Origin of the sequence: Kitasatospora terrestris (assembly GCF_039542905.1) — a bacterium.
In the GTDB taxonomy this organism is placed as follows: Bacteria; Actinomycetota; Actinomycetes; order Streptomycetales; family Streptomycetaceae; genus Kitasatospora; species Kitasatospora terrestris.
Genome location: NZ_BAABIS010000001.1, coordinates 5,536,648 through 5,555,143, shown reverse-complemented (window position 1 = coordinate 5,555,143; position 18,496 = coordinate 5,536,648). Strand labels below are relative to the sequence as shown.

The following is an 18,496-nucleotide window of genomic DNA, read 5'->3' as shown; positions in this document are numbered from 1 at the left end:
GGGGATTTTCGAACAGCAGGGGGGACGATGGCGACGTTCGGGCGAAGAGCGCGCTGCGCCGCGCTCGCCGCGGCGGTGCTGCTCGGTGCTGCGGCGTGCACGTCGGGGGGCGGTGACTCCCGGCCGAGCTGGGAGGCGCTGCGCGGCTGGCACTTCCAGGACTGGGACGACTGGGCGAAGCGGCACACCTTCTCCAATCCGGTGGCGCAGGACTTCTGGAACGCCGACACGCTCGACCGGGCGGAGCCGCGGCAGCCCGAGCCGGCCCCGCCGCAGCCCTCGCCGTCGCCCACCGCCGAGCCGGCCCCGGTGGTGCGGGCGCTGCCCGCCGAGCGGCCGTACACGCGCTTCCCGGCCGCCGGGAAGATCTTCATGACCGCGCCCAAGGGCGGGGTCGGCCAGTGCTCGGCCACCGTGGTCGCCGACCCCGCGCACCCGGGCAAGTCCGACCTGGTGTGGACGGCCGCGCACTGCGTCCACGAGGGCAGGGGCGGTGACTGGTACCAGAACCTGATCTTCGTGCCGGCCTACAACAGCTCGGGCGCCGCCAGCGGCGGCCACAAGGCGGGCCTCGACGAGACCGCGCCGTACGGCCAGTGGTGGGCCGACAAGGTGATCACCTCGCCGCTGTGGACCACCGAGGGCACCCGGGCCGGCGACGCCGCCAACCAGTACGACTTCGCCGTGATCCGGGTCCGCGACCCGAAGGGCGGCGGGAAGTCGCTGGAGGAGACCATCGGCACGGCCGTGCCGGTCTGGTTCGACGCGCCGCGCGAGCAGCTCGCCGTCTCGGTCTGGGGCTACCCCTCGGTGGCGCCGTTCGACGGCAAGGAGCTGGAGCACTGCGAGGGCGGCCGCCCGGGCAGCCGGTCCTTCGACGCGGCCCGTCCGGCGATGCTGACCATCGGCTGCACCATGACCGCCGGGGCGAGCGGCGGCGGCTGGTTCGCCACCATGCCGGACGGCAGGCAGGCACTGGTCAGCAACACCTCGATCGGCACCGCCGCGCGCACCACCCTGAACGGCCCGTACCTGGAGACCGTCGCCCGGCAGGCCCTCGACTACCTCGCCAAGAAGTGAACAACCGACCTACCACGGGGAATTCGACCATGCGTACCCTGAACAACCGGTCCCGCGCGGCCGCGGCCGCCGCGGTGCTCACCGTGCTGAGCCTGACCGCGACCGCCTGCAACGACGACGACCCGAAGCCGAACGCGGCCCCGCCGGCCGCGTCGTCCGCGTCGTCCGGCGCCGCCAAGCCCGGCATCGACCTCAAGGACCTCCAGGCGCAGATCGCCAAGATGCAGGACTGGTCGGCCGACGACTGGGAGAAGTTCGCCTCCCAGCACGGCTTCAGCCCGGAGACCTTCAAGTCCGTCAAGGACTACTGGGACCTCGGCAAGCTGCAGACCGCCCAGGGCGTCAAGCCCAAGGAGGCCAACGCCGCCCAGGCGAAGACCCCGACCCGGGCCGAGGTGCGGTTCCCGGCGGCGATCCCAGCCAAGCCGGAGAAGCACCCGTACAGCCCGGGCACCGCGGTGGTCGGCAAGATCTTCATGCAGGTCTCGGAGAAGCAGTGGTCGGAGTGCTCCGGCACGGTGGTCGCCGACCCGAAGCACCCGGGCAAGTCCAACCTGGTGTGGACGGCCGCGCACTGCGTCCACGAGGGCAAGGGCGGCGACTTCTTCAAGAAGATCAGCTTCGTGCCCTCGTACAACCGGACCGGCGCCGCCAGCGGCGGCAAGAAGGCCACCTTCGAGCAGGTCGCGCCGTACGGCATGTTCGCCGCCGACGCGATCCGGGTGACGCCGACCTGGACCACCGAGGGCGGCGAGACCGGCGGCCCGGCCAGCCAGTACGACTTCGCGCTGCTGCACGTCCACAACGAGGACGGCGGCGGCAAGTCGCTGGAGGAGACCGTCGGCGGCGCCGTGCCGGTCTGGTTCAACGCCCAGCCCGACACCGTGCCCTCGCTCGCCGCCTACGGCTACCCGGCGGACGCCCCGTTCGACGGCGCGGAGCTGGAGCACTGCGACTCGGCCGTGAAGGCGACCGTGTACGCCTACGACCTGAGCCGCCCGCCGATGCAGTCGATCGGCTGCACCATGACCGGCGGTTCCAGCGGCGGCGGCTGGTTCACCCAGCGCGGCGGCAAGCCCGCGCTGATCGGCAACACCTCGGTCGGCAACTCGACCTCCACCATGCTGGCCTCGCCGACTCTCACCGACACGGCCCGCAAGATGTACGAGGCGTTCGCCGACAAGCTCCCCAAGTGACACGCGGAAGGGCCCGGCCCCCCTCGCGCGAGGGGGGCCGGGCCCTTCCGGGTCGCGGCGGCTCAGCCGGTCGCGACCACCGTGTAGCGCTCCAGCTCGGCGGCCAGTTCCGCGGCCACCTTGGCGTGCAGCAGGGTGCCCTCGGCGGTGTGCTCGGTGGAGAGCAGCTCGCCCTCCTTGTGCACCCGGTTGACCAGGTCGCCGCGGGTGTACGGCACCAGGACGTGCAGCTCGATCGCGGGGCGCGGCAGCTCGTCGTCGATGAGCTTCAGCAGCTCGTCGATGCCCGTGCCGCTGCGGGCCGACACCACGATGGCGTGCGGCTCGCGGCGCAGCAGGCGCTGCAGCACGTGCGGGTCCGCGGCGTCCGCCTTGTTGATCACCACGATCTCGGGCACGTTCTGTGCCTCGACCGAGACGATCACCTCGCGGACCGCGGCGAGCTGGGTCTCCGGCTCGGGGTGCGAGCCGTCCACCACGTGCAGGATCAGGTCGGCGTCGGCGACCTCCTCCATGGTCGAGCGGAACGCCTCGACCAGGTGGTGCGGCAGGTGCCGGACGAACCCGACCGTGTCGGCCAGGGTGTAGACCCGGCCGCTGGGGGTCTGGGCCCGCCGGACCGTCGGGTCCAGGGTGGCGAACAGGGCGTTCTCCACCAGGACGCCGGCGCCGGTGAGCCGGTTGAGCAGGGAGGACTTGCCGGCGTTGGTGTACCCGGCGATGGCCACGGACGGCACCTGGTGGCGCTTGCGCTCCTGGCGCTTGGTGTCGCGGCCCTTCTTCATCTCGGCGATCTCCTTGCGGAGCTTCGCCATCTTCTCGCGGATCCGACGACGGTCGGTCTCGATCTTGGTCTCACCGGGGCCACGGGTGGCCATGCCGCCGCCGGACGAGCCGGAGCCACCACCACCCATCTGCCGGGACAGCGACTGACCCCAGCCTCGCAGGCGCGGCAGCATGTACTGCATCTGCGCGAGCGAGACCTGCGCCTTGCCCTCCCGGGACTTGGCGTGCTGGGCGAAGATGTCCAGGATCAGGGCCGTCCGGTCGACGACCTTGACCTTGACGACGTCCTCCAGCTGGATCAGCTGGCCGGGGGTGAGCTCACCGTCGCAGACGACGGTGTCGGCGCCGGTGGAGGCCACGATGTCGCGCAGCTCCTTGGCCTTGCCGGACCCGATGTAGGTCGCGGCGTCGGGCTTGTCGCGGCGCTGGATCACACCGTCCAGCACCTCGGAACCCGCGGTCTCGGCGAGTGCGGCCAGCTCCGCCATGGAGTTCTCGGCCTCCTCGAGCGTCCCGTCGGTCCACACGCCGACGAGCACCACGCGCTCCAGACGGAGCTGGCGGTACTCGACCTCGGTGACGTCCTGGAGCTCGGTGGAGAGGCCGACGACGCGGCGCAGGGCCGCACGCTCGGACCGGTCGTACTGCTCGCCGTCGTAGTTCTGGTCGAGGTCCTCGTCGATCGCCGCGAGGTCCTCGTCCATCAGGGCTTCCGCCTTGAGGTCGGCGAGTCGGCGCGCGGACTCGCTCGGCTGGGTGCGGCTGTCGAACGTGGAGGTCATCTCATCCTTAGATTGATCGGCTACTGCTCTCCGAAAACGCGGCGGAACGCCCGTGAATTCCCCACGATGGTCCCACGCCCTCCGTGGACGCGTCATCCCCATTTGTCGCGGTGTCCCCGGGCGGCTGCTCCCCCGGCCGGTACACGTCGTACACCCCGGACACCCGCAGTACCGCCCGCATCACCGCGGGCAGCGCCTCGGCGGCGGGCAGCTCCACGGTGTACGAGTGGCGCACCCGCAGCTGGCGGGGCGGCTCCACCTCCGCCGAGAAGATCGACACGCCCTCGCCGGAGATCGCCGCGGTCAGGTCGGCCAGCAGCCGGGGCCGGTTCAGCGCCTCCGCGACCAGGGTCGCCCGGAAGCCCTCGGCCGGGCCCGCGCCGGGGATCCACGCCACCTCCACCGGGCCCCGGCCGGCCGCCAGCATCTCCCGGCCGGCCGCGCAGTCGCTGCGGTGCACCGCCACCGCGCCGCCGCGGATCGCGAAGCCGGTCACCGCGTCCGGCGGCACCGGGGTGCAGCAGCGGGCGAGCCGCACCGCCGCGCCCGGCCGGCCGACCACCTCCACCGGCAGCGTGCCGCGCCCGGCCGGCGGCGGGGCGGCCGGAGCCGGCTGCCCGCCGGACGGCCCGGTGGCCACCGCCGGGGCACCCGCCGGGTGCGCGGCCAGCCACCGCTCGATCGCCAGCCGGGCACCGGGCGTGCGCGCGTACTCCAGCCACTCCGGGGCCGGACCGGTCGGCTCGCCGGTCGACTCGGTGAGCACCGCCAGCATGTCGCCGTCCTTGAGCGAGGTGGACAGCGCGACCAGCCGGCCGTTCACCCGGGCCCCGATGCAGCGGTGGCCGGTCTCCTCGCCGAGCAGGTACGCGGCGTCCACGCAGCTCGCCCCGGCGGGCAGCTGCAGCGTCCCGCCGTCCTCGGTCACCGCGGTGATCTCGCGGTCGTCCGAGAGGTCGGCGGTCAGCGCCGACCAGAACGCGTCCGGGTCCGGGGTCTCCTGCTGCCACTCCAGGAAGCGGCTCAGCCAACCGGGCCGGGCCGGGTCGGTGCGGTCCTCGGGATCGGCCTCGGGCGCGGCCGCGTGCTGGTGCGGGTCGCCCAGCGCGACCACCCCGGTCTCCGCCACCCGGTGCATCCGCCGGGTGCGCACCAGCACCTCCACCACCTCGCCGCCGGGCAGCGCGACCGCCGTGTGCAGTGACTGGTACAGGTTGAACTTGGGCGCCGCCACGAAGTCCTTGAACTCCCCCGGCAGCGGCGTCCAGCAGGTGTGCAGCTCGCCGAGGACCGCGTAGCAGTCCGCGTTCTCCTCCACCACCACCAGCAGCCGGCCGAAGTCCGCCGGCAGCAGGCCCTGCGCCGTCCCGTCCTCGCGGAGCGCCGCCGCGCGCTTCAGCAGCACCCGGTGCAGCGACACGCGGTGCCGCGGCCGCACGGTCACCTCCGCCGCCACGCCCGCCTCGGCCAGCTGCCGCCCCAGCTCGACGGCGAACGGGCGCAGCAGCTCGTCCGGCGCCGCCTCGTGCGCGGCGGCGACCGCGCCGGTGCGGGCGTACTCCTCGGGGTGCAGGGTGGCGAAGACGATGTCCTCCAGCTCCGCCTTCACCACCTGGATGCCCAGGCGCTCCGCCAGCGGGATCAGCACGTCCCGGGTGACCTTGGCGATCCGGACCTGGCTGGCGGGCTTCATGTGACGGATCGTCCGCATGTTGTGCAGCCGGTCCGCCAGCTTGATCACCATGACCCGGACGTCGTCGCCGGTGGCCACCAGCATCTTGCGGAAGGTCTCCGGCTCCGCCGCCGCGCCGAAGTCCACCTTCTCCAGCTTGGTCACGCCGTCGACCAGGTACGCCACCTCGGGGCCGAAGTCCTCGGCGACCTGAGCGAGCGTCACGTCGGTGTCCTCCACGGTGTCGTGGAGGAGCGAGGCGACCAGGGTGGTGGAGTCGGCGCCCAGCTGCGCGAGGATCATCGTCACCGCGAGCGGGTGGGTGATGAACGGCTCGCCGCTCTTGCGCATCTGCCCGCGGTGGCTCTCCTGGGCCAGCCGGTAGGCGCGGCTGAGCAGCGCGAGGTCGGCCTGGGGATGGTGCTGCCGGTGCGCCTGCACGATCGGCTCGATCGCGTCCGGCACCGGCGCCCGGCCGGTGGCCAGCAGCGCCGCCCGGCCCGCCCGGCCCAACGCCGCCCGGCTGAACCGGCCGACCTGCGGCCTCGACGACAGACCCACGCTCAACTCGGGGCGAACGGTCATCTGCACCTCCGGCAGTGAACACCGGAGCGCCTCCCGACCCGGTGGTCCATGCTACCGAGCGCACCACGCCCCGCGACCGCGCGATCGCCTCACGTGTCACCCGAACGAGAACGCCGTCCGAGGTTTGCCCTCCCGACCGGGACTCAGACGATGGTGCCCTCGGCGACGATCACCGCAGGTCCGGTCATCTCCACCCGGCCGTCCGGGAACTCCTCCAGCACGATCCGGCCGCCCGGCACGTCGACCGTGTACGACACCGCCTCGCCCGTCACCGCTGGGTCGATCCCGTCCCGGCGGGCCGTCGCGACCGCGACCGCGCAGGTGCCGGTGCCGCACGAGCGGGTCTCGCCCGAGCCGCGCTCGTGCACCCGCATCGCGACGTGCCGCGGCCCGCGGTCCACCACGAACTCCACGTTGACGCCCTCGGGGTACGCCCCGGCCGGGCTGACCGCGGGCGCGTCGAAGAGGTCGCCCGCGTGCGCGAGGTCGGCGACGAACGCGACCGCGTGCGGGTTGCCCATGTTCACGTTGGTGGCCGGCCAGCGGCGCCCGCCGACCGCGACCTCGATCCCGTCCGGGCCCGGCAGCTTCGCCACGCCCATGTCCACGGTGACCTCGCCCGGCGTGCCGTCCGCCGCGTCCTCGGCGATCCGCACCTTCCGGACCCCGGCCCGGGTGGCCACCGCGAACGCGCCCGGCTTCGCCAGGCCCGCGTGCACCAGGTACCGGGCGAACACCCGCACGCCGTTGCCGCACATCTCGGCGATCGAGCCGTCGGAGTTGCGGTAGTCCATGAACCACTCGGCCGCCTCGGCCATCGCGACGGCCGTGGGGTCCGCCGCCGCGCGCACCACCCGCAGCACCCCGTCGCCGCCGATCCCGGCCCGCCGGTCGCACAGCGCGGCGACCTGCGCGGCGCCCAGCTCCAGCCGCCCGTCGGGGTCGGGCAGGATGACGAAGTCGTTCTCGGTGCCGTGGCCCTTGAGGAAGGGCAGTCCGCTCAGCTCGCTCACACCGCCGATAGTACTGTCGCGCGGCACGCCGGCCCCGGGAGCGTCTCAGCCCCGGAGCTGCACGACCCGCCACAGCGCCAGCGCCACCGCGACGCACGCCACCAGGGTGTAGACCACGATCGCCCGCCAGCCGGCCCGCTCGCCGCTGCCCCGCCGCGGCACGCCCGGCCACTTGTACCCGGCCCGCCGCACGACCATCGCGCCCCAGCCGACCGAGGCGGCCGTCATCAGCAGGCCGAGCATGCCGATCATCGCGGAGGCGGCGTCGCTGCCGAAGGCCAGCGGGAAGGCGAACATCAGCGAGCCGAAGGTGCCGGTGACCGCGAACGGCAGGATCTGCCACCAGCGCAGCCGGCGACGCGGACGGATGTCCCGCTCGTGCACCACGCCGGGGGCGGCCAGGTCGTCGATGACGGGCAGCGCCACCGCGTACGAGGTGGTGGGGACGATGAGCTCGGGCAGGGTCTCCGAGCCGTCGGCCAGGCCGGTCAGCTCATCGGTTTCGGGGCCGGTACCCGTTGACACACGGCCTCCCCTGACGGCTCGACACGAGCGCTTCGGCTCGCGGGCGGTGAGGCCGACCCCGCGTGACCGGCCCCTGGTGGTACCGATGATGGCATGTCCAGGCAGTCGGACAGCCGTCCCCGGGGGTGGTCGGGTGATCCGATGCCAGGACGTGATCCGCCTGTAACCCTCGGTTCCCCGTGCACCTGCGGCTTCCCGTGCAGCTGCCCGGGCGCCGTGGCCGGAAGCCGCCCCCGGGCGCCGCCTCAGCCCGCGGCGACCAGTTCCAGCGAGCGTTCCAGCAGCTCGACCGGGTCGGCGCCCTCCGGACGGGCCAGCCAGTGGATCCGGTCGTCCCGGCGGAACCAGGACTCCTGCCGCCGGGCGAACCGCCGGGTCGCCCGCACCGTCTCCTCGCGCGCCTCGTCCTCGGTGCACTCCCCGGCGAAGTGCGCCAGCACCTGCTGGTAGCCGAGCGCCCGGCTCGCCGTCCTCCCCTCCCGCAGGCCCAGCTTCTCCAACTCCCGGACCTCGTCCAGCAGGCCCGCCTCCCACATCCGGTCGACCCGCAGCCCGATCCGCGCGTCCAGCTCCGGCCGGGGCACCTGGACGCCGATCTGCACCGCCTCGTACACCGCCGTCCGGCTCGGCAGGTTCGCGGTGAACGGCAGGCCGGTGATCTCCATGACCTCCAGCGCCCGGACGATCCGCCGCCCGTTGCTGGGCAGGATCGCCTCCGCCGCCGCCGGGTCGGATCCGGCCAACCGCCGGTGCAGCGCGCCCGGGCCGACCTGCTCCAGCTCCGCCTCCAGCCGCGCCCGGACCGCCGGGTCCGTCCCCGGGAACTCCATCTCGTCGATCGCCGCCCGCACGTACAGGCCCGAACCGCCCACCAGCACCGGCGTGCGGCCTGCCAGCAGCAGCCGGTCGATCTCCGCCCGGGCCAGCCGCTGGTACTCGGCGACGCTGGCCGCCTCGGTGACGTCCCAGATGTCCAGCAGGTGGTGCGGGATCCCGCCGCGCTCGTCCGGGGTGAGCTTCGCCGTACCGATGTCCATGCCGCGGTAGAGCTGCATCGAGTCGGTGTTGATCACCTCGCCGCCGAGGGTCCGGGCGATGGCCACCGCCAGGTCCGACTTGCCGGCGGCGGTGGCGCCGACCACGGAGACGACACGGGGCTGGGGGGCGGGGGAGCTGCTCACGCGTCCAAGTCTCGCAAAACCCGCGCACTACCCGTGTCGGGGAGTCCGACCGGGGGGAGGATCTGATTGCCTACGTGTAGGAATGTCCGATTCTTGAGAGGAGGAGGGGCGTCATGAGCAGCCTGATGGACAACCTCAAGGGCAAGGCCGGCGAGCTGAAGGGCAAGGCCGGCGAGCTGAAGGGCAAGGCCAGCGAACTGGCCGGCAAGCACAACGAGAAGATCGACACCATGGTCGAGAAGACCGGCGCGGCGGTCGACAAGGTCACCAAGCACAAGTACAGCGAGAAGATCGAGAGCGGCACCAGCAAGGCCAAGCACGCGGTCGACGACTTCGCTTCCAAGCCGAAGGACGAGCCCCCGGCGAGCTGACCTCCGGCCGGCCGTCAGCGCCAGGACGCGACGAAGTAGCCGACACCGTAGGGCGCCGCCTCGTACCGCAGCTCACCGCCGAGACCGGCGCCCTCCGCCGCACCCGCCAGCACCTGCCACGGAGCCCGGCCGTCCACCTGCAGCTCGGCGGCGAGCACCGGGTCCAGCGCGGCCAGTGCCTTGGTGTCCGCCGCCGCCAGCGCCGCCGCGACCGCGGCGTCCCAGCCCTCCGCCCGCTCGTCCAGGTAGCCCGGCGCCTTCACCGAACGCCGCGCGCTGCCGTCGCCCAGCACCAGCAGCGCCACCCGGTCCGCCAGCTCCGCCAGGCCCTCGCCCAGGCCCAGCAGCCGCTCCGGCGCGGTGTCCGCGGGCACCGCCACCGCGTGCGTCGGCAGCTGCGCGCCCGCCTGCTCCAGCAGCCACGCCCCCACCGTCAGCGACGGCGACAGCTCCGGCCCGTCCACCCCGCCCGACGGCAGCCGCACCGCCCGCTTCACCCCGTACCGGTGGAACGACCCGACCCCGCCCTCGGTCCACACCCCGGCCTTCGCCCCGGTCCCCACCACGACCAGCAGCTCCGCCCCCAGCAGCTCCCCCACCGCCGCCAGGCACGCCTCCCGCAGCCCGTCCACCTCGGACGCGGCCCCGGCCGCGACCTCCGGCACGAGCAAGGGCGGACAAGGACACACGGCAGCACCAATGAGCATGCCGATCACCCTATAGCGCGCCCCGGCAGGGGCGCGTGGGGTCACCTCCCGGCCGGAGGCCGGGGGAGAACTGCGCGACCGGCCCGCCCCGAACGCGGAAGCCGCCCGCGCGGCGGTCCCGCTGCGCAGGCGGCTCCGAGGCCCGCGGGTCAGCAGCAGCCGTCCGCCGCGGGCGGCAGCGGCGCGGGCGCGCCGATCTTCGGCAGCCCGAGCATGACGCCCGCCGGCTTCGCCCCCTCCGGCGCGGCCTGCCGCTTCTCCCACGCGTCGCCGGCCCGCGTCCGCCGGACGTCGAGCACCGGCCCCTCCGCGAGCAGGTGGTGCGGCGCCGCGTAGGTGATCTCGACGGTCACCATGTCGCCGGGCCGTACGCCGCCCTCGGGCCGACTGCTGTGCTCGTCGTTCACCCCTCGCAAGCTCCGGGTGAAATGCACGAGCCGGTTGTCGGGCGCCCGCCCGGACAGCCGGTCGGTCCGGTCGTCCTTCTTGCCCTCGCCCTCGGCGACGAGGATCTCCAGCTTCCGGCCGACCTGCTTCTTGTTCTCCTCCCAGGAGATCTCCTCCTGCAGGGCCACCAGCCGCTCGTAGCGCTCCTGGACCACGGCCTTGGGGATCTGGTTCTCCATCTCCGCCGCCGGCGTCCCGGGGCGCTTGGAGTACTGGAAGGTGAAGGCGTTGGCGAACCGCGCCTCCCGCACCACGTGCAGGGTCTGCTCGAAGTCCTCGTCGGTCTCGCCGGGGAAGCCGACGATGATGTCGGTCGAGATGGCGGCGTCGGGCATCGCGGCCCGCACCTTCTCGATGATCCCGAGGAACCGCTCCTGCCGGTAGGAGCGCCGCATCGCGCGCAGCACGGTGTCGGAGCCGGACTGCAGCGGCATGTGCAGCTGGTGCATCACGTTCGGCGTCTCGGCCATCGCGGCGATGACGTCGTCGGTGAAGTCCTTGGGGTGCGGCGAGGTGAAGCGGACCCGCTCCAGCCCCTCGATCTCCCCGCAGGCCCGCAGCAGCTTGGAGAAGGCCTGGCGGTCGCCCAGGTCGGACCCGTACGCGTTGACGTTCTGGCCGAGCAGGGTCACCTCGACCACGCCCTCGGCGACCAGCGCCTCGACCTCGGCGAGGATGTCGCCGGGCCGGCGGTCCTCCTCCTTGCCGCGCAGCGCCGGAACGATGCAGAAGGTGCAGGTGTTGTTGCAGCCGACCGAGATGGCGACCCAGGCCGCGTACGCGGACTCGCGCCGGGTGGGCAGCGTGGAGGGGAAGGTCTCCAGCGACTCCAGGATCTCGACCTGGGCCTTCTTCTCGACGGCGGCCCGCTCCAGCAGGGCGGGCAGGTGGCCGATGTTGTGGGTGCCGAAGACGACGTCGACCCACGGCGCCTTGCGCACGATGGTGTCGCGGTCCTTCTGCGCGAGGCAGCCGCCGACGGCGATCTGCATGCCCCGGTGGGCCTGCTTGGCCGGGGCGAGCCGGCCGAGGTTGCCGTACAGCTTGTTGTCGGCGTTCTCGCGGACGGCGCAGGTGTTGAAGACCACCAGGTCGGGCTCGCCGTCCTGCTCGGCCTTGGCGTAGCCCGCCTCCTCCAGCAGCCCGGACAGGCGCTCGGAGTCGTGGACGTTCATCTGGCAGCCGTACGTGACGACCTTGTAAGTTCGCAAGCTCTCCTCCATACCCACGACAGCAAGGGTAAGGGCACCGGGTCGGGCCTCCCGCCGAGCGGCCGGGCCTGGCACTATCCCTCGTATGGCCGACACCACGACTGAGACCCGCCTGAGCTCCGCTCTGCGGACGGCCGCGCGCAGCCGGCTGTGCCGGGCGGCGGCGGTGCTGCTGCTGGTGGTGGGGGGCACGGCGGGCTGGTGGCTCTCCTCGGACCGGGGCGCGGCCTACCCGCGCGGCCAAGTGGGCTTCGCGACGGGGGTGCCGGGCGGGGTGTACGACCGCTACGGGCAGCTGCTGCGCGGCCAGGTGGCGCGGGTGATGCCGGGGGTGCAGCTGAAGCTGGACAACTCGCAGGGCTCGCTGGACAACCTGGAGCGGGTGACCACCGGGCAGGACGACTTCGCGATCGCCACGGCCGACGCGGTGGCGAGCTTCAACGGCACGGGGAAGCCGCAGCTGCGGGCGATGGCCCGGCTGTACGACGACTACCTGCAGCTGGTGGTCCCGGCGGACTCGCCGGTGAAGCGCACCGCGGACCTGCGCGGCAAGCGGGTCGGCGTGGGGCAGGCGAAGTCCGGGGTGAACCTGGTGACCCGGCGGCTGCTGGGCGCGGCCGGTCTGGACCCGGACAAGGACGTGCGGCCGGCGCCGCTGGGCATCGGCGACTCGGCCGAACAGCTGAGCCAGGGGAAGCTGGACGCCTTCTTCTGGTCCGGCGGCCTGCCGACGGCGGCGCTGACCAACCTCTCGGACAGGATGCGGATCCGGATCGTGCCGCTGGGCGAGCTGGCCGAGTCGCTGCACCTGATCGAGGGCGGCGGGGTGGACGCGTACCGGGCGGCGACCATCCCGGCGGACGCGTACCCGCACTCGGAGCCGGCGGGCACCGCGGTGGCCACCGTGGCGGTGCCGAACCTGCTGGTCACCCGGGCGGACGTGGACCCGGCGCTGGTGCAGGGCATCACCCGGGCGGTGATCGACAGCCGGGACAACATCGGCAACCAGGTGCACGCCGCCCAGCTGGTGGACCTGCGCACCGCGGTCTACACCGATCCGCTCCCGCTGCACGAGGGCGCCCGCCGCTACTACATCTCGATCAAGCCCTGAGACGGTCTTCCGGGGTCAGCGCTTGTCGCGCTTGCGCGGCACGGTCAGCGTGACCACGAGGCCGGTGGGCTCGGCGGGCGCGAAGGAGAGCGAGCCGCCGCCGGCCAGCAGCAGGGTGCGGGCGATGGAGAGGCCGAGGCCCGAGCCGTCCACGTTCTGGTGGCGGGAGGAGCGCCAGAAGCGGTCGCCGATCCGGCCCAGCTCCTCCTCGGTGAGGCCGGGGCCCGCGTCGACGACGGCGACGGCGACCTCGCGCTTGCCGAGCTCGACGGCGACCCGCACCTCGGAGCCGGAGGGGGTGAACTTCAGCGCGTTGTCGATCACCGCGTCCAGTGCGCTGCCGAAGCCGATCGGGTCGACCCAGCCGTGCGCGAGCGGGGGCCCGTCCCAGACCAGGTCGACGCCGCGCTGGACGGCCAGCGGCCGCCAGGCGTCGATCCGGGCGAGGACCAGTGCGGCGAGGTCGACCGGTTCGGGTTCGGGGCGGGCGTGCTCGGCGGTGGCGAGGCCGAGCAGGTCGTCCAGCACCCGGGCGAGCCGGGAGCCCTCCTCGCGGACCGCCCCGAGCTCCTCCTCGTGGCCCTCGGGCAGCTCCAGGCCGAGCAGCTCGACCCGCAGCAGCAGCGCGGCGAGCGGGTTGCGGAGCTGGTGGGAGGCGTCGGCGACGAAGGCCCGCTGCTGGTCCATGGCGAGCACCACGTGGTCGGCCATGTCGTTGAAGGAGCTGGCCAGGCGGCGCAGCTCGGGCGGTCCGCCGCTGGGCGCGACCCGGGCGTTCATCCGGCCGGTGGCGATGTCGTGGGTGGCGCGGTCCAGGGTGCGGACCGGGCGCAGCACCCAGCCGGTGAGCCGGACGGCCAGCAGGACGGCGACGATCATGGCGAGCGCCTCGCCCGCGCCGATCACCATCCAGCGGTGCAGGATCCGGGCGCGCAGCGGCCCGGTGGGCGACTCGGTGAGGATCACCGCGACCACGTCGCCGTCGCGGACCACGGGCAGCGCGACGGTCAGGGTGCGGTCGTCGGTCCACGGCCAGACCTGCGGCGAGTTGTGGCTGCGGCGGCCGTCCAGCGCCTCCTGGAAGGCCTGGGCGCCGATCCCGGCCTCGGGCAGCCGCCAGTCGGCGGGGGCGACGGCCACGGCGCTGCCGTCGCGGCGGAAGACGCCGATCCGGGCCCCGTACAGCTCGTGGTAGCGGGTGGCCTCGACGCCGAGCATGTGCAGCCGGCTGGTGTCGCCGGTGGCGGGCTGCGGGTCGCCCTTCATGGCGGAGGTGGCCCGGCCCTGGGTGGGCAGGTCCTGGGCGAAGCGGGCGGCGTCGTCGATCCGGTCGACGACCACCCGGCCCTGCTCGACGGAGGCGATCAGGTACGCCAGCGGCACGCCCAGGGCCGCCAGGACGGCCGCCATCAGGGCGAGCAGGATGCCGAGCAGGCGGTTGCGCACAGCGGGTCAGCGCCCCGCTTCGCCGCTGCCGGCCGGGTCGCCGAGCGGTGCCGGGTCGCCGGGCTCGTCCGGGATCAGCCGGTAGCCCACGCCGCGGACCGCCTCGACCAGCCCGGGCAGGCCGAGCTTGGTGCGCAGCGAGCCGATGTGCACCTCCAGCGTCCGGCCGTTGCCCTCCCAGCCGCTGCGCCAGACCTCGCTGAAGATCTGCTCGCGCCGGTAGACCACGCCGGGGCTCTGCGCGAGCAGCGCCAGCAGGTCGAACTCCTTGCGGGTGAGCGGCACGTCGCGGCCCTCGACGCTGACCCGGCGGCGCTCGCGGTCGATCACCACGCCGCGGGACTCCAGCGGGCCGACGGACCGCTCGGCGGCGGCCTCGGCGGGCGGGCCGGAGCCGCGCCGGGCGACGGCGTGGATCCGGGCGAGCAGCTCGCCCATGTCGTACGGCTTGACCACGTAGTCGTCGGCGCCGAGGTTGAGGCCGTGGATCCGGGAGCGGATGTCGGCCCGCGCGGTGACCATGATCACCGGTACGCCGCTGCCGGCCCGGATCCGGCTGCACACCTCGAAGCCGTCGCGGTCGGGCAGCCCGAGGTCGAGCAGCACCACCCGGAACGGCTCGTTGCCGTCCGGGACGAGGGCGTCCAGCGCCTCGTGGCCGCTGCGGGCGTGCCGGACCTGGAAGCCGTGCCGGCCCAGCACCGCGACCAGCGCGGCGGCGACGCGGTCGTCGTCCTCGACGAGAAGCAGGCGCATCCGCGCTCCTTTCCTGGTTCCGGCTCTCGGTGTTCTCCAGCCATTGTCATGGCTCGCTCCGGAAAGACTCCAGGGCATCCTGGCATCCACTCCCATCGGAGCCTCCCGGGTCAATGTCCGTCGACCGTCCCCGGCGGACCGTTACTGACCCGATATGCAACCCGGCGGTCACCTGGCGTAGCCGATTCGTGATCCTCAAGTTCCCCTCAGATCGGCTGACGGAGCATCGCCAGGTTGTCTATGGTCGCCCCACCGGGGGCTGCGGGCTCCGCCGGCTCCGGCCCCCGGCACCAATCGAACCGTCAGTGGCACTGCGGCCCAAGGGAGTTCACCCTGGGATCGGATACGAGGGAGCAAGGCGCGATGACCGAGAAGACCGTCTCCGACGCCGCCCCGCTGGTGGCGCTGAGCGGGGTGAACAAGCACTTCGGCGCGCTGCACGTGCTGCAGGACGTCGATCTGGAGATCGCCCGCGGCGAGGTCGTGGTCCTGATCGGGCCGTCCGGCTCCGGCAAGTCCACCCTGTGCCGGACGATCAACCGGCTGGAGACGATCGACTCCGGCACCATCACCATCGACGGCCGCCCGCTGCCCGCCGAGGGCAAGGAGCTGGCCCGGCTGCGCGCCGAGGTCGGCATGGTGTTCCAGAGCTTCAACCTGTTCGCCCACAAGACCGTGCTGGAGAACGTGGTCCTCGCCCAGGTCAAGGTGCGCAAGGTGGCCAAGGCCGAGGCCGAGGCGACCGCCCGCGAGCTGCTGGAGCGGGTGGGCGTCGGCGCCCAGGCGGACAAGTACCCGGCCCAGCTCTCCGGCGGCCAGCAGCAGCGCGTGGCGATCGCCCGGGCGCTGGCCATGAAGCCCAAGGTGATGCTGTTCGACGAGCCCACCTCCGCCCTCGACCCCGAGATGGTCAACGAGGTGCTCGAGGTGATGCGCTCGCTCGCCGCCGAGGGCATGACGATGGTCGTGGTGACCCACGAGATGGGCTTCGCCCGCTCCGCCGCCAACCGCGTGCTCTTCATGGCGGACGGCCGGATCGTCGAGGAGAACACCCCGGACGCCTTCTTCACCGCGCCGCGGACCGACCGCGCCAAGGACTTCCTTTCGAAGATCCTGCACCACTGAGCGCCCCGGTGATCTAGCGTCAGCTTCGAACACCCGACTGAACCATGACAATTTCCGAGGAGATCACGCCCTCATGAAGGCTCGTCGTACCGTCGCCGCCGCCCTGTCCGTGCTGGCCCTGACCGCTGTCGCCGCCTGCGGCAAGGACGGCTCCCCGTCCGCCTCCGGCGACTCCGCGGCCCCGAAGGCCCCGGGCTACACCGTGAAGTCCGACGTCAAGCTGGACGCCTCGCCGGTGTGGGCCGCCGCGAAGAAGAAGGGCAAGATCACCATCGGTGCCAAGGCCGACCAGCCCTTCCTCGGCTTCGAGGACGTCACCACCAACACCCGCAACGGCTTCGACATCGAGATCGCCCGGATGATCGCCGCCGACCTGGGCTTCTCCGCGGACCAGATCGACTTCAAGACCGTGGTCTCCGCCAACCGCGAGACCTCGCTCGCGGGTGGCCAGATCGACCTCTACGTCGGCACCTACTCGATCAACGACAACCGCAAGAAGACCGTCTCCTTCGCCGGCCCGTACTACATCGCCGGCCAGGACCTGCTGGTGAACAAGGACAACACCGACATCACCGGCCCGGACTCGCTCAAGGGCAAGCAGGTCTGCACGGTCACCGGCTCCACCTCGATCACCAAGGTCGAGCCGCTCGGCGCCAAGGTCACCGCGTACGAGAACTACTCGCTCTGCGTCGACAAGCTCCTGACCAAGGAGGTCGACGCGGTCACCACCGACGACGCCATCCTCAAGGGCTACGCCGCCAAGAACGCCGGCAAGCTCAAGGTCGTGGGCCAGACCTTCTCCACCGAGAAGTACGGCGTCGGCCTCAAGCTCGATGACAAGGCGCTGCGCGACGCCGTCAACGACGCCCTCAAGGCGCACGAGGACAACGGCGACTGGAAGAAGGCGTACGACGCCACCCTGGGCCTGTCCGGCTCCGCCGCTCCGGCCGTCCCGCCGCTCGAGCGCTACTGATCACCTTTCCTGACGATCCCTTAGTACGAGAGGAGGGCCGCCGGCGTGGGCATACTGTTCGAGGACGGCAATTTCTCGACCTTCTACCACGGCTTCCTGCAGACGATCGCACTCAGCGCGCTCAGCGCTCTGTTCGCCCTGCTGCTGGGTGGCGCGCTGGCGGCCTTCCGGGTCTCCCCGGTGCCGGTGCTGCGGGTCTTCGGCACCACCTGGGTGACGATCTTCCGCAACACCCCGCTGACCCTGCTGATGCTGACGGCGGTGTTCGCACTCCCCCGCCTCGACATCCACTTCTCCACCTTCACCTTCGCGGTGATCGCGCTGTCCGTCTACACCAGCGCCTTCGTCTGCGAGGTGCTGCGCGCGGGCATCAACACCGTCCCGCTCGGGCAGGCCGAGGCCGCCCGCAGCCTGGGCATGGGCTTCGGCCAGACGCTCGGCCTGGTCGTCCTGCCCCAGGCGGGCCGGACGGTGCTGCCCCCGCTGAGCTCGGTCTTCATCGCCCTGCCCCGCAACTCCGCCGTCGCCGGCGCCTTCAGCAACGCGGAGCTGTTCAGCGTGCAGAAGGTGTTCGACGAGAAGGGCTACCCGATCTTCATGACGTTCTTCTGGATCGCGCTGGCCTACCTGGCGATCAGTTTCACAATCAGCGGCGCCTTCCGCGTCCTGGAGAAGCAGCTGGCGGTGGCCCGATGAGCAGCACCCAGACCGCCACCGTCCTCTACGACACCCCCGGCCCCAGGGCCCGGACCCGCTACGCCGCCTTCGGCGTGCTCGGCGGCCTCGGCATCGCCGGCCTGCTCTGGTGGATCTACAGCGCGCTGGACAGGACCGGCCAGTTCGACCCCGCCCTGTGGGACGTCTTCCAGTACACCGCCGTCCAGCAGCGGATCGTCGACGGCATGCTCGCCACGCTGCGGGCGTTCGGCCTGGCCGCGCTGTTCTCGCTGGCGCTCGGCGCCCTGCTGGCCGCCGGCCGGCTCTCCGACCACCGCTGGCTGAGCGCCCCCACCACCGCGGTGGTGGAGTTCTTCCGCGCGATGCCGCTGCTGATCATGATCTTCGCGCTGTACCAGGCGGTCTTCGCCGCGCAGCCGTTCTGGGGCCTGGTCATCGGCCTGACCCTGTACAACGGCTCGGTGCAGGCCGAGATCATCCGCACCGGCATCCTCGCCCTGCCGCGCGGCCAGGGGGAGGCGGCGTACGCGCTCGGCATGCGCAAGAGCCAGGTGATGCTGCTGATCCTGGTCCCGCAGGCGGTCCGCTCGATGCTGCCGGCGATGATCGGCCAGCTGGTCGTCACCCTCAAGGACACCTCGCTCGGCTACATCATCACCTACCCCGAGCTGCTCTACGCAGGCAAGCTGATCGCCTCCAACTCGCCCGGGTACCCGTACATCCCGATGATCCTGGTGATCACCCCGATCTACATCGGCATGTGCCTGGCCCTCACCGCCCTGGCCAAGTGGCTGGAGGCGCGTGGCCGCCGCGGCGCGAACCGGCGCACACCGGACGCTGCTTGACGGACA

At 72.6% G+C, this 18,496-nt stretch carries 17 protein-coding genes; 8 read left to right on the top strand and 9 right to left on the bottom strand.

Going from position 1 to position 18,496, the window contains the following annotated elements; all coding sequences use genetic code 11:
- Positions 1-27: 27 nt before the first annotated feature.
- Positions 28-1,080, top strand: a complete 1,053-nt coding sequence (locus ABEB06_RS25595; protein WP_345699230.1) for a trypsin-like serine peptidase — start codon at positions 28-30, stop codon at positions 1,078-1,080.
- 29 nt (positions 1,081-1,109) lie between these two features.
- A complete protein-coding gene (locus ABEB06_RS25590; protein ID WP_345699229.1) occupies positions 1,110-2,276 on the top strand; it encodes a trypsin-like serine peptidase in 1,167 nt (388 codons plus the stop codon).
- 62 nt (positions 2,277-2,338) lie between these two features.
- On the opposite strand, the gene hflX is transcribed toward ABEB06_RS25590, so the two are convergent.
- The 5 genes from hflX to miaA all read right to left on the bottom strand — a co-directional run bounded on the left by hflX (position 2,339) and on the right by miaA (position 8,820).
- Positions 2,339-3,844, bottom strand: coding sequence for a GTPase HflX (gene hflX / locus ABEB06_RS25585; protein WP_345699228.1), 1,506 nt, complete (start codon positions 3,842-3,844; stop codon positions 2,339-2,341).
- Between the two features lie 7 nt (positions 3,845-3,851).
- Positions 3,852-6,101: a RelA/SpoT family protein gene (locus ABEB06_RS25580; RefSeq protein ID WP_345699227.1), complete on the bottom strand. Its 2,250-nt coding sequence runs from the start codon at positions 6,099-6,101 to the stop codon at positions 3,852-3,854.
- A gap of 143 nt (positions 6,102-6,244) precedes the next feature.
- Positions 6,245-7,114, bottom strand: coding sequence for a diaminopimelate epimerase (gene dapF / locus ABEB06_RS25575; protein ID WP_345699226.1), 870 nt, complete (start codon positions 7,112-7,114; stop codon positions 6,245-6,247).
- 45 nt (positions 7,115-7,159) lie between these two features.
- Positions 7,160-7,639 (bottom strand): DUF1129 domain-containing protein, encoded by a 480-nt coding sequence (locus tag ABEB06_RS25570; protein ID WP_345699225.1) that lies wholly within the window; start codon positions 7,637-7,639, stop codon positions 7,160-7,162.
- Between the two features lie 245 nt (positions 7,640-7,884).
- Positions 7,885-8,820, bottom strand: a complete 936-nt coding sequence (gene miaA / locus ABEB06_RS25565; protein WP_345699224.1) for a tRNA (adenosine(37)-N6)-dimethylallyltransferase MiaA — start codon at positions 8,818-8,820, stop codon at positions 7,885-7,887.
- Positions 8,821-8,933: 113 nt separating this feature from the next.
- On the opposite strand from miaA, the gene ABEB06_RS25560 reads away from it, so the two are divergent.
- Positions 8,934-9,191 carry an antitoxin gene (locus tag ABEB06_RS25560; RefSeq protein WP_345699223.1) on the top strand — a complete coding sequence of 86 codons (258 nt, stop codon included), beginning with the start codon at positions 8,934-8,936 and terminating at the stop codon, positions 9,189-9,191.
- Between the two features lie 14 nt (positions 9,192-9,205).
- On the opposite strand, the gene ABEB06_RS25555 is transcribed toward ABEB06_RS25560, so the two are convergent.
- Both ABEB06_RS25555 and miaB read right to left on the bottom strand, forming a co-directional pair.
- The gene (locus ABEB06_RS25555) at positions 9,206-9,898 is read right to left on the bottom strand and encodes a class III extradiol ring-cleavage dioxygenase family protein (protein WP_345699222.1); all 693 of its coding nucleotides are present in this window, start codon (positions 9,896-9,898) and stop codon (positions 9,206-9,208) included.
- A 149-nt stretch (positions 9,899-10,047) separates the two neighbouring features.
- Entirely contained in the window at positions 10,048-11,568 is a 1,521-nt protein-coding gene (gene miaB / locus ABEB06_RS25550) for a tRNA (N6-isopentenyl adenosine(37)-C2)-methylthiotransferase MiaB (RefSeq protein WP_345701986.1), read from the bottom strand.
- 73 nt (positions 11,569-11,641) lie between these two features.
- Here miaB and ABEB06_RS25545 point away from each other — a divergent pair, with 73 nt between their 5' ends.
- Positions 11,642-12,667, top strand: coding sequence for a TAXI family TRAP transporter solute-binding subunit (locus tag ABEB06_RS25545; protein WP_345699221.1), 1,026 nt, complete (start codon positions 11,642-11,644; stop codon positions 12,665-12,667).
- 15 nt (positions 12,668-12,682) lie between these two features.
- Here ABEB06_RS25545 and ABEB06_RS25540 read toward each other — a convergent pair whose 3' ends face one another.
- Both ABEB06_RS25540 and ABEB06_RS25535 read right to left on the bottom strand, forming a co-directional pair.
- Positions 12,683-14,113 (bottom strand): sensor histidine kinase, encoded by a 1,431-nt coding sequence (locus ABEB06_RS25540; protein ID WP_345699220.1) that lies wholly within the window; start codon positions 14,111-14,113, stop codon positions 12,683-12,685.
- A gap of 6 nt (positions 14,114-14,119) precedes the next feature.
- Entirely contained in the window at positions 14,120-14,869 is a 750-nt protein-coding gene (locus ABEB06_RS25535; RefSeq protein ID WP_345699219.1) for a response regulator transcription factor, read from the bottom strand.
- A gap of 363 nt (positions 14,870-15,232) precedes the next feature.
- Here ABEB06_RS25535 and ABEB06_RS25530 point away from each other — a divergent pair, with 363 nt between their 5' ends.
- The 4 genes from ABEB06_RS25530 (at position 15,233) to ABEB06_RS25515 (ending at position 18,490) form a co-directional block, all read left to right on the top strand.
- Positions 15,233-15,994, top strand: coding sequence for an amino acid ABC transporter ATP-binding protein (locus ABEB06_RS25530; RefSeq protein ID WP_425559697.1), 762 nt, complete (start codon positions 15,233-15,235; stop codon positions 15,992-15,994).
- 73 nt (positions 15,995-16,067) lie between these two features.
- Complete coding sequence (locus ABEB06_RS25525; RefSeq protein WP_345699218.1) at positions 16,068-16,967, top strand: glutamate ABC transporter substrate-binding protein; 900 nt, start codon at positions 16,068-16,070, stop codon at positions 16,965-16,967.
- 45 nt (positions 16,968-17,012) lie between these two features.
- Positions 17,013-17,663 (top strand): amino acid ABC transporter permease, encoded by a 651-nt coding sequence (locus ABEB06_RS25520; protein WP_345699217.1) that lies wholly within the window; start codon positions 17,013-17,015, stop codon positions 17,661-17,663.
- Positions 17,660-18,490, top strand: coding sequence for an amino acid ABC transporter permease (locus ABEB06_RS25515; RefSeq protein ID WP_345699216.1), 831 nt, complete (start codon positions 17,660-17,662; stop codon positions 18,488-18,490). Before ABEB06_RS25520 ends, ABEB06_RS25515 begins: the two co-directional genes overlap by 4 nt.
- Positions 18,491-18,496: the final 6 nt, after the last annotated feature.

Bases quoted from the DNA above. Each gene is read 5' to 3' on its own strand.
- ABEB06_RS25595 (WP_345699230.1), top strand. From the start codon at position 28: ATGGCGACGTTCGGGCGAAGAGCGCGCTGCGCCGCGCTCGCCGCGGCG.
- ABEB06_RS25515 (WP_345699216.1), top strand. From the start codon at position 17,660: ATGAGCAGCACCCAGACCGCCACCGTCCTCTACGACACCCCCGGCCCC.
- ABEB06_RS25525 (WP_345699218.1), top strand. From the start codon at position 16,068: ATGAAGGCTCGTCGTACCGTCGCCGCCGCCCTGTCCGTGCTGGCCCTG.
- ABEB06_RS25555 (WP_345699222.1), bottom strand. From the start codon at position 9,898: ATGCTCATTGGTGCTGCCGTGTGTCCTTGTCCGCCCTTGCTCGTGCCG.
- ABEB06_RS25560 (WP_345699223.1), top strand. From the start codon at position 8,934: ATGAGCAGCCTGATGGACAACCTCAAGGGCAAGGCCGGCGAGCTGAAG.
- ABEB06_RS25530 (WP_425559697.1), top strand. From the start codon at position 15,233: ATGACCGAGAAGACCGTCTCCGACGCCGCCCCGCTGGTGGCGCTGAGC.
- ABEB06_RS25590 (WP_345699229.1), top strand. From the start codon at position 1,110: ATGCGTACCCTGAACAACCGGTCCCGCGCGGCCGCGGCCGCCGCGGTG.
- ABEB06_RS25580 (WP_345699227.1), bottom strand. From the start codon at position 6,101: ATGACCGTTCGCCCCGAGTTGAGCGTGGGTCTGTCGTCGAGGCCGCAG.
- miaB (WP_345701986.1), bottom strand. From the start codon at position 11,568: ATGGAGGAGAGCTTGCGAACTTACAAGGTCGTCACGTACGGCTGCCAG.
- ABEB06_RS25535 (WP_345699219.1), bottom strand. From the start codon at position 14,869: ATGCGCCTGCTTCTCGTCGAGGACGACGACCGCGTCGCCGCCGCGCTG.
- ABEB06_RS25545 (WP_345699221.1), top strand. From the start codon at position 11,642: ATGGCCGACACCACGACTGAGACCCGCCTGAGCTCCGCTCTGCGGACG.
- hflX (WP_345699228.1), bottom strand. From the start codon at position 3,844: ATGACCTCCACGTTCGACAGCCGCACCCAGCCGAGCGAGTCCGCGCGC.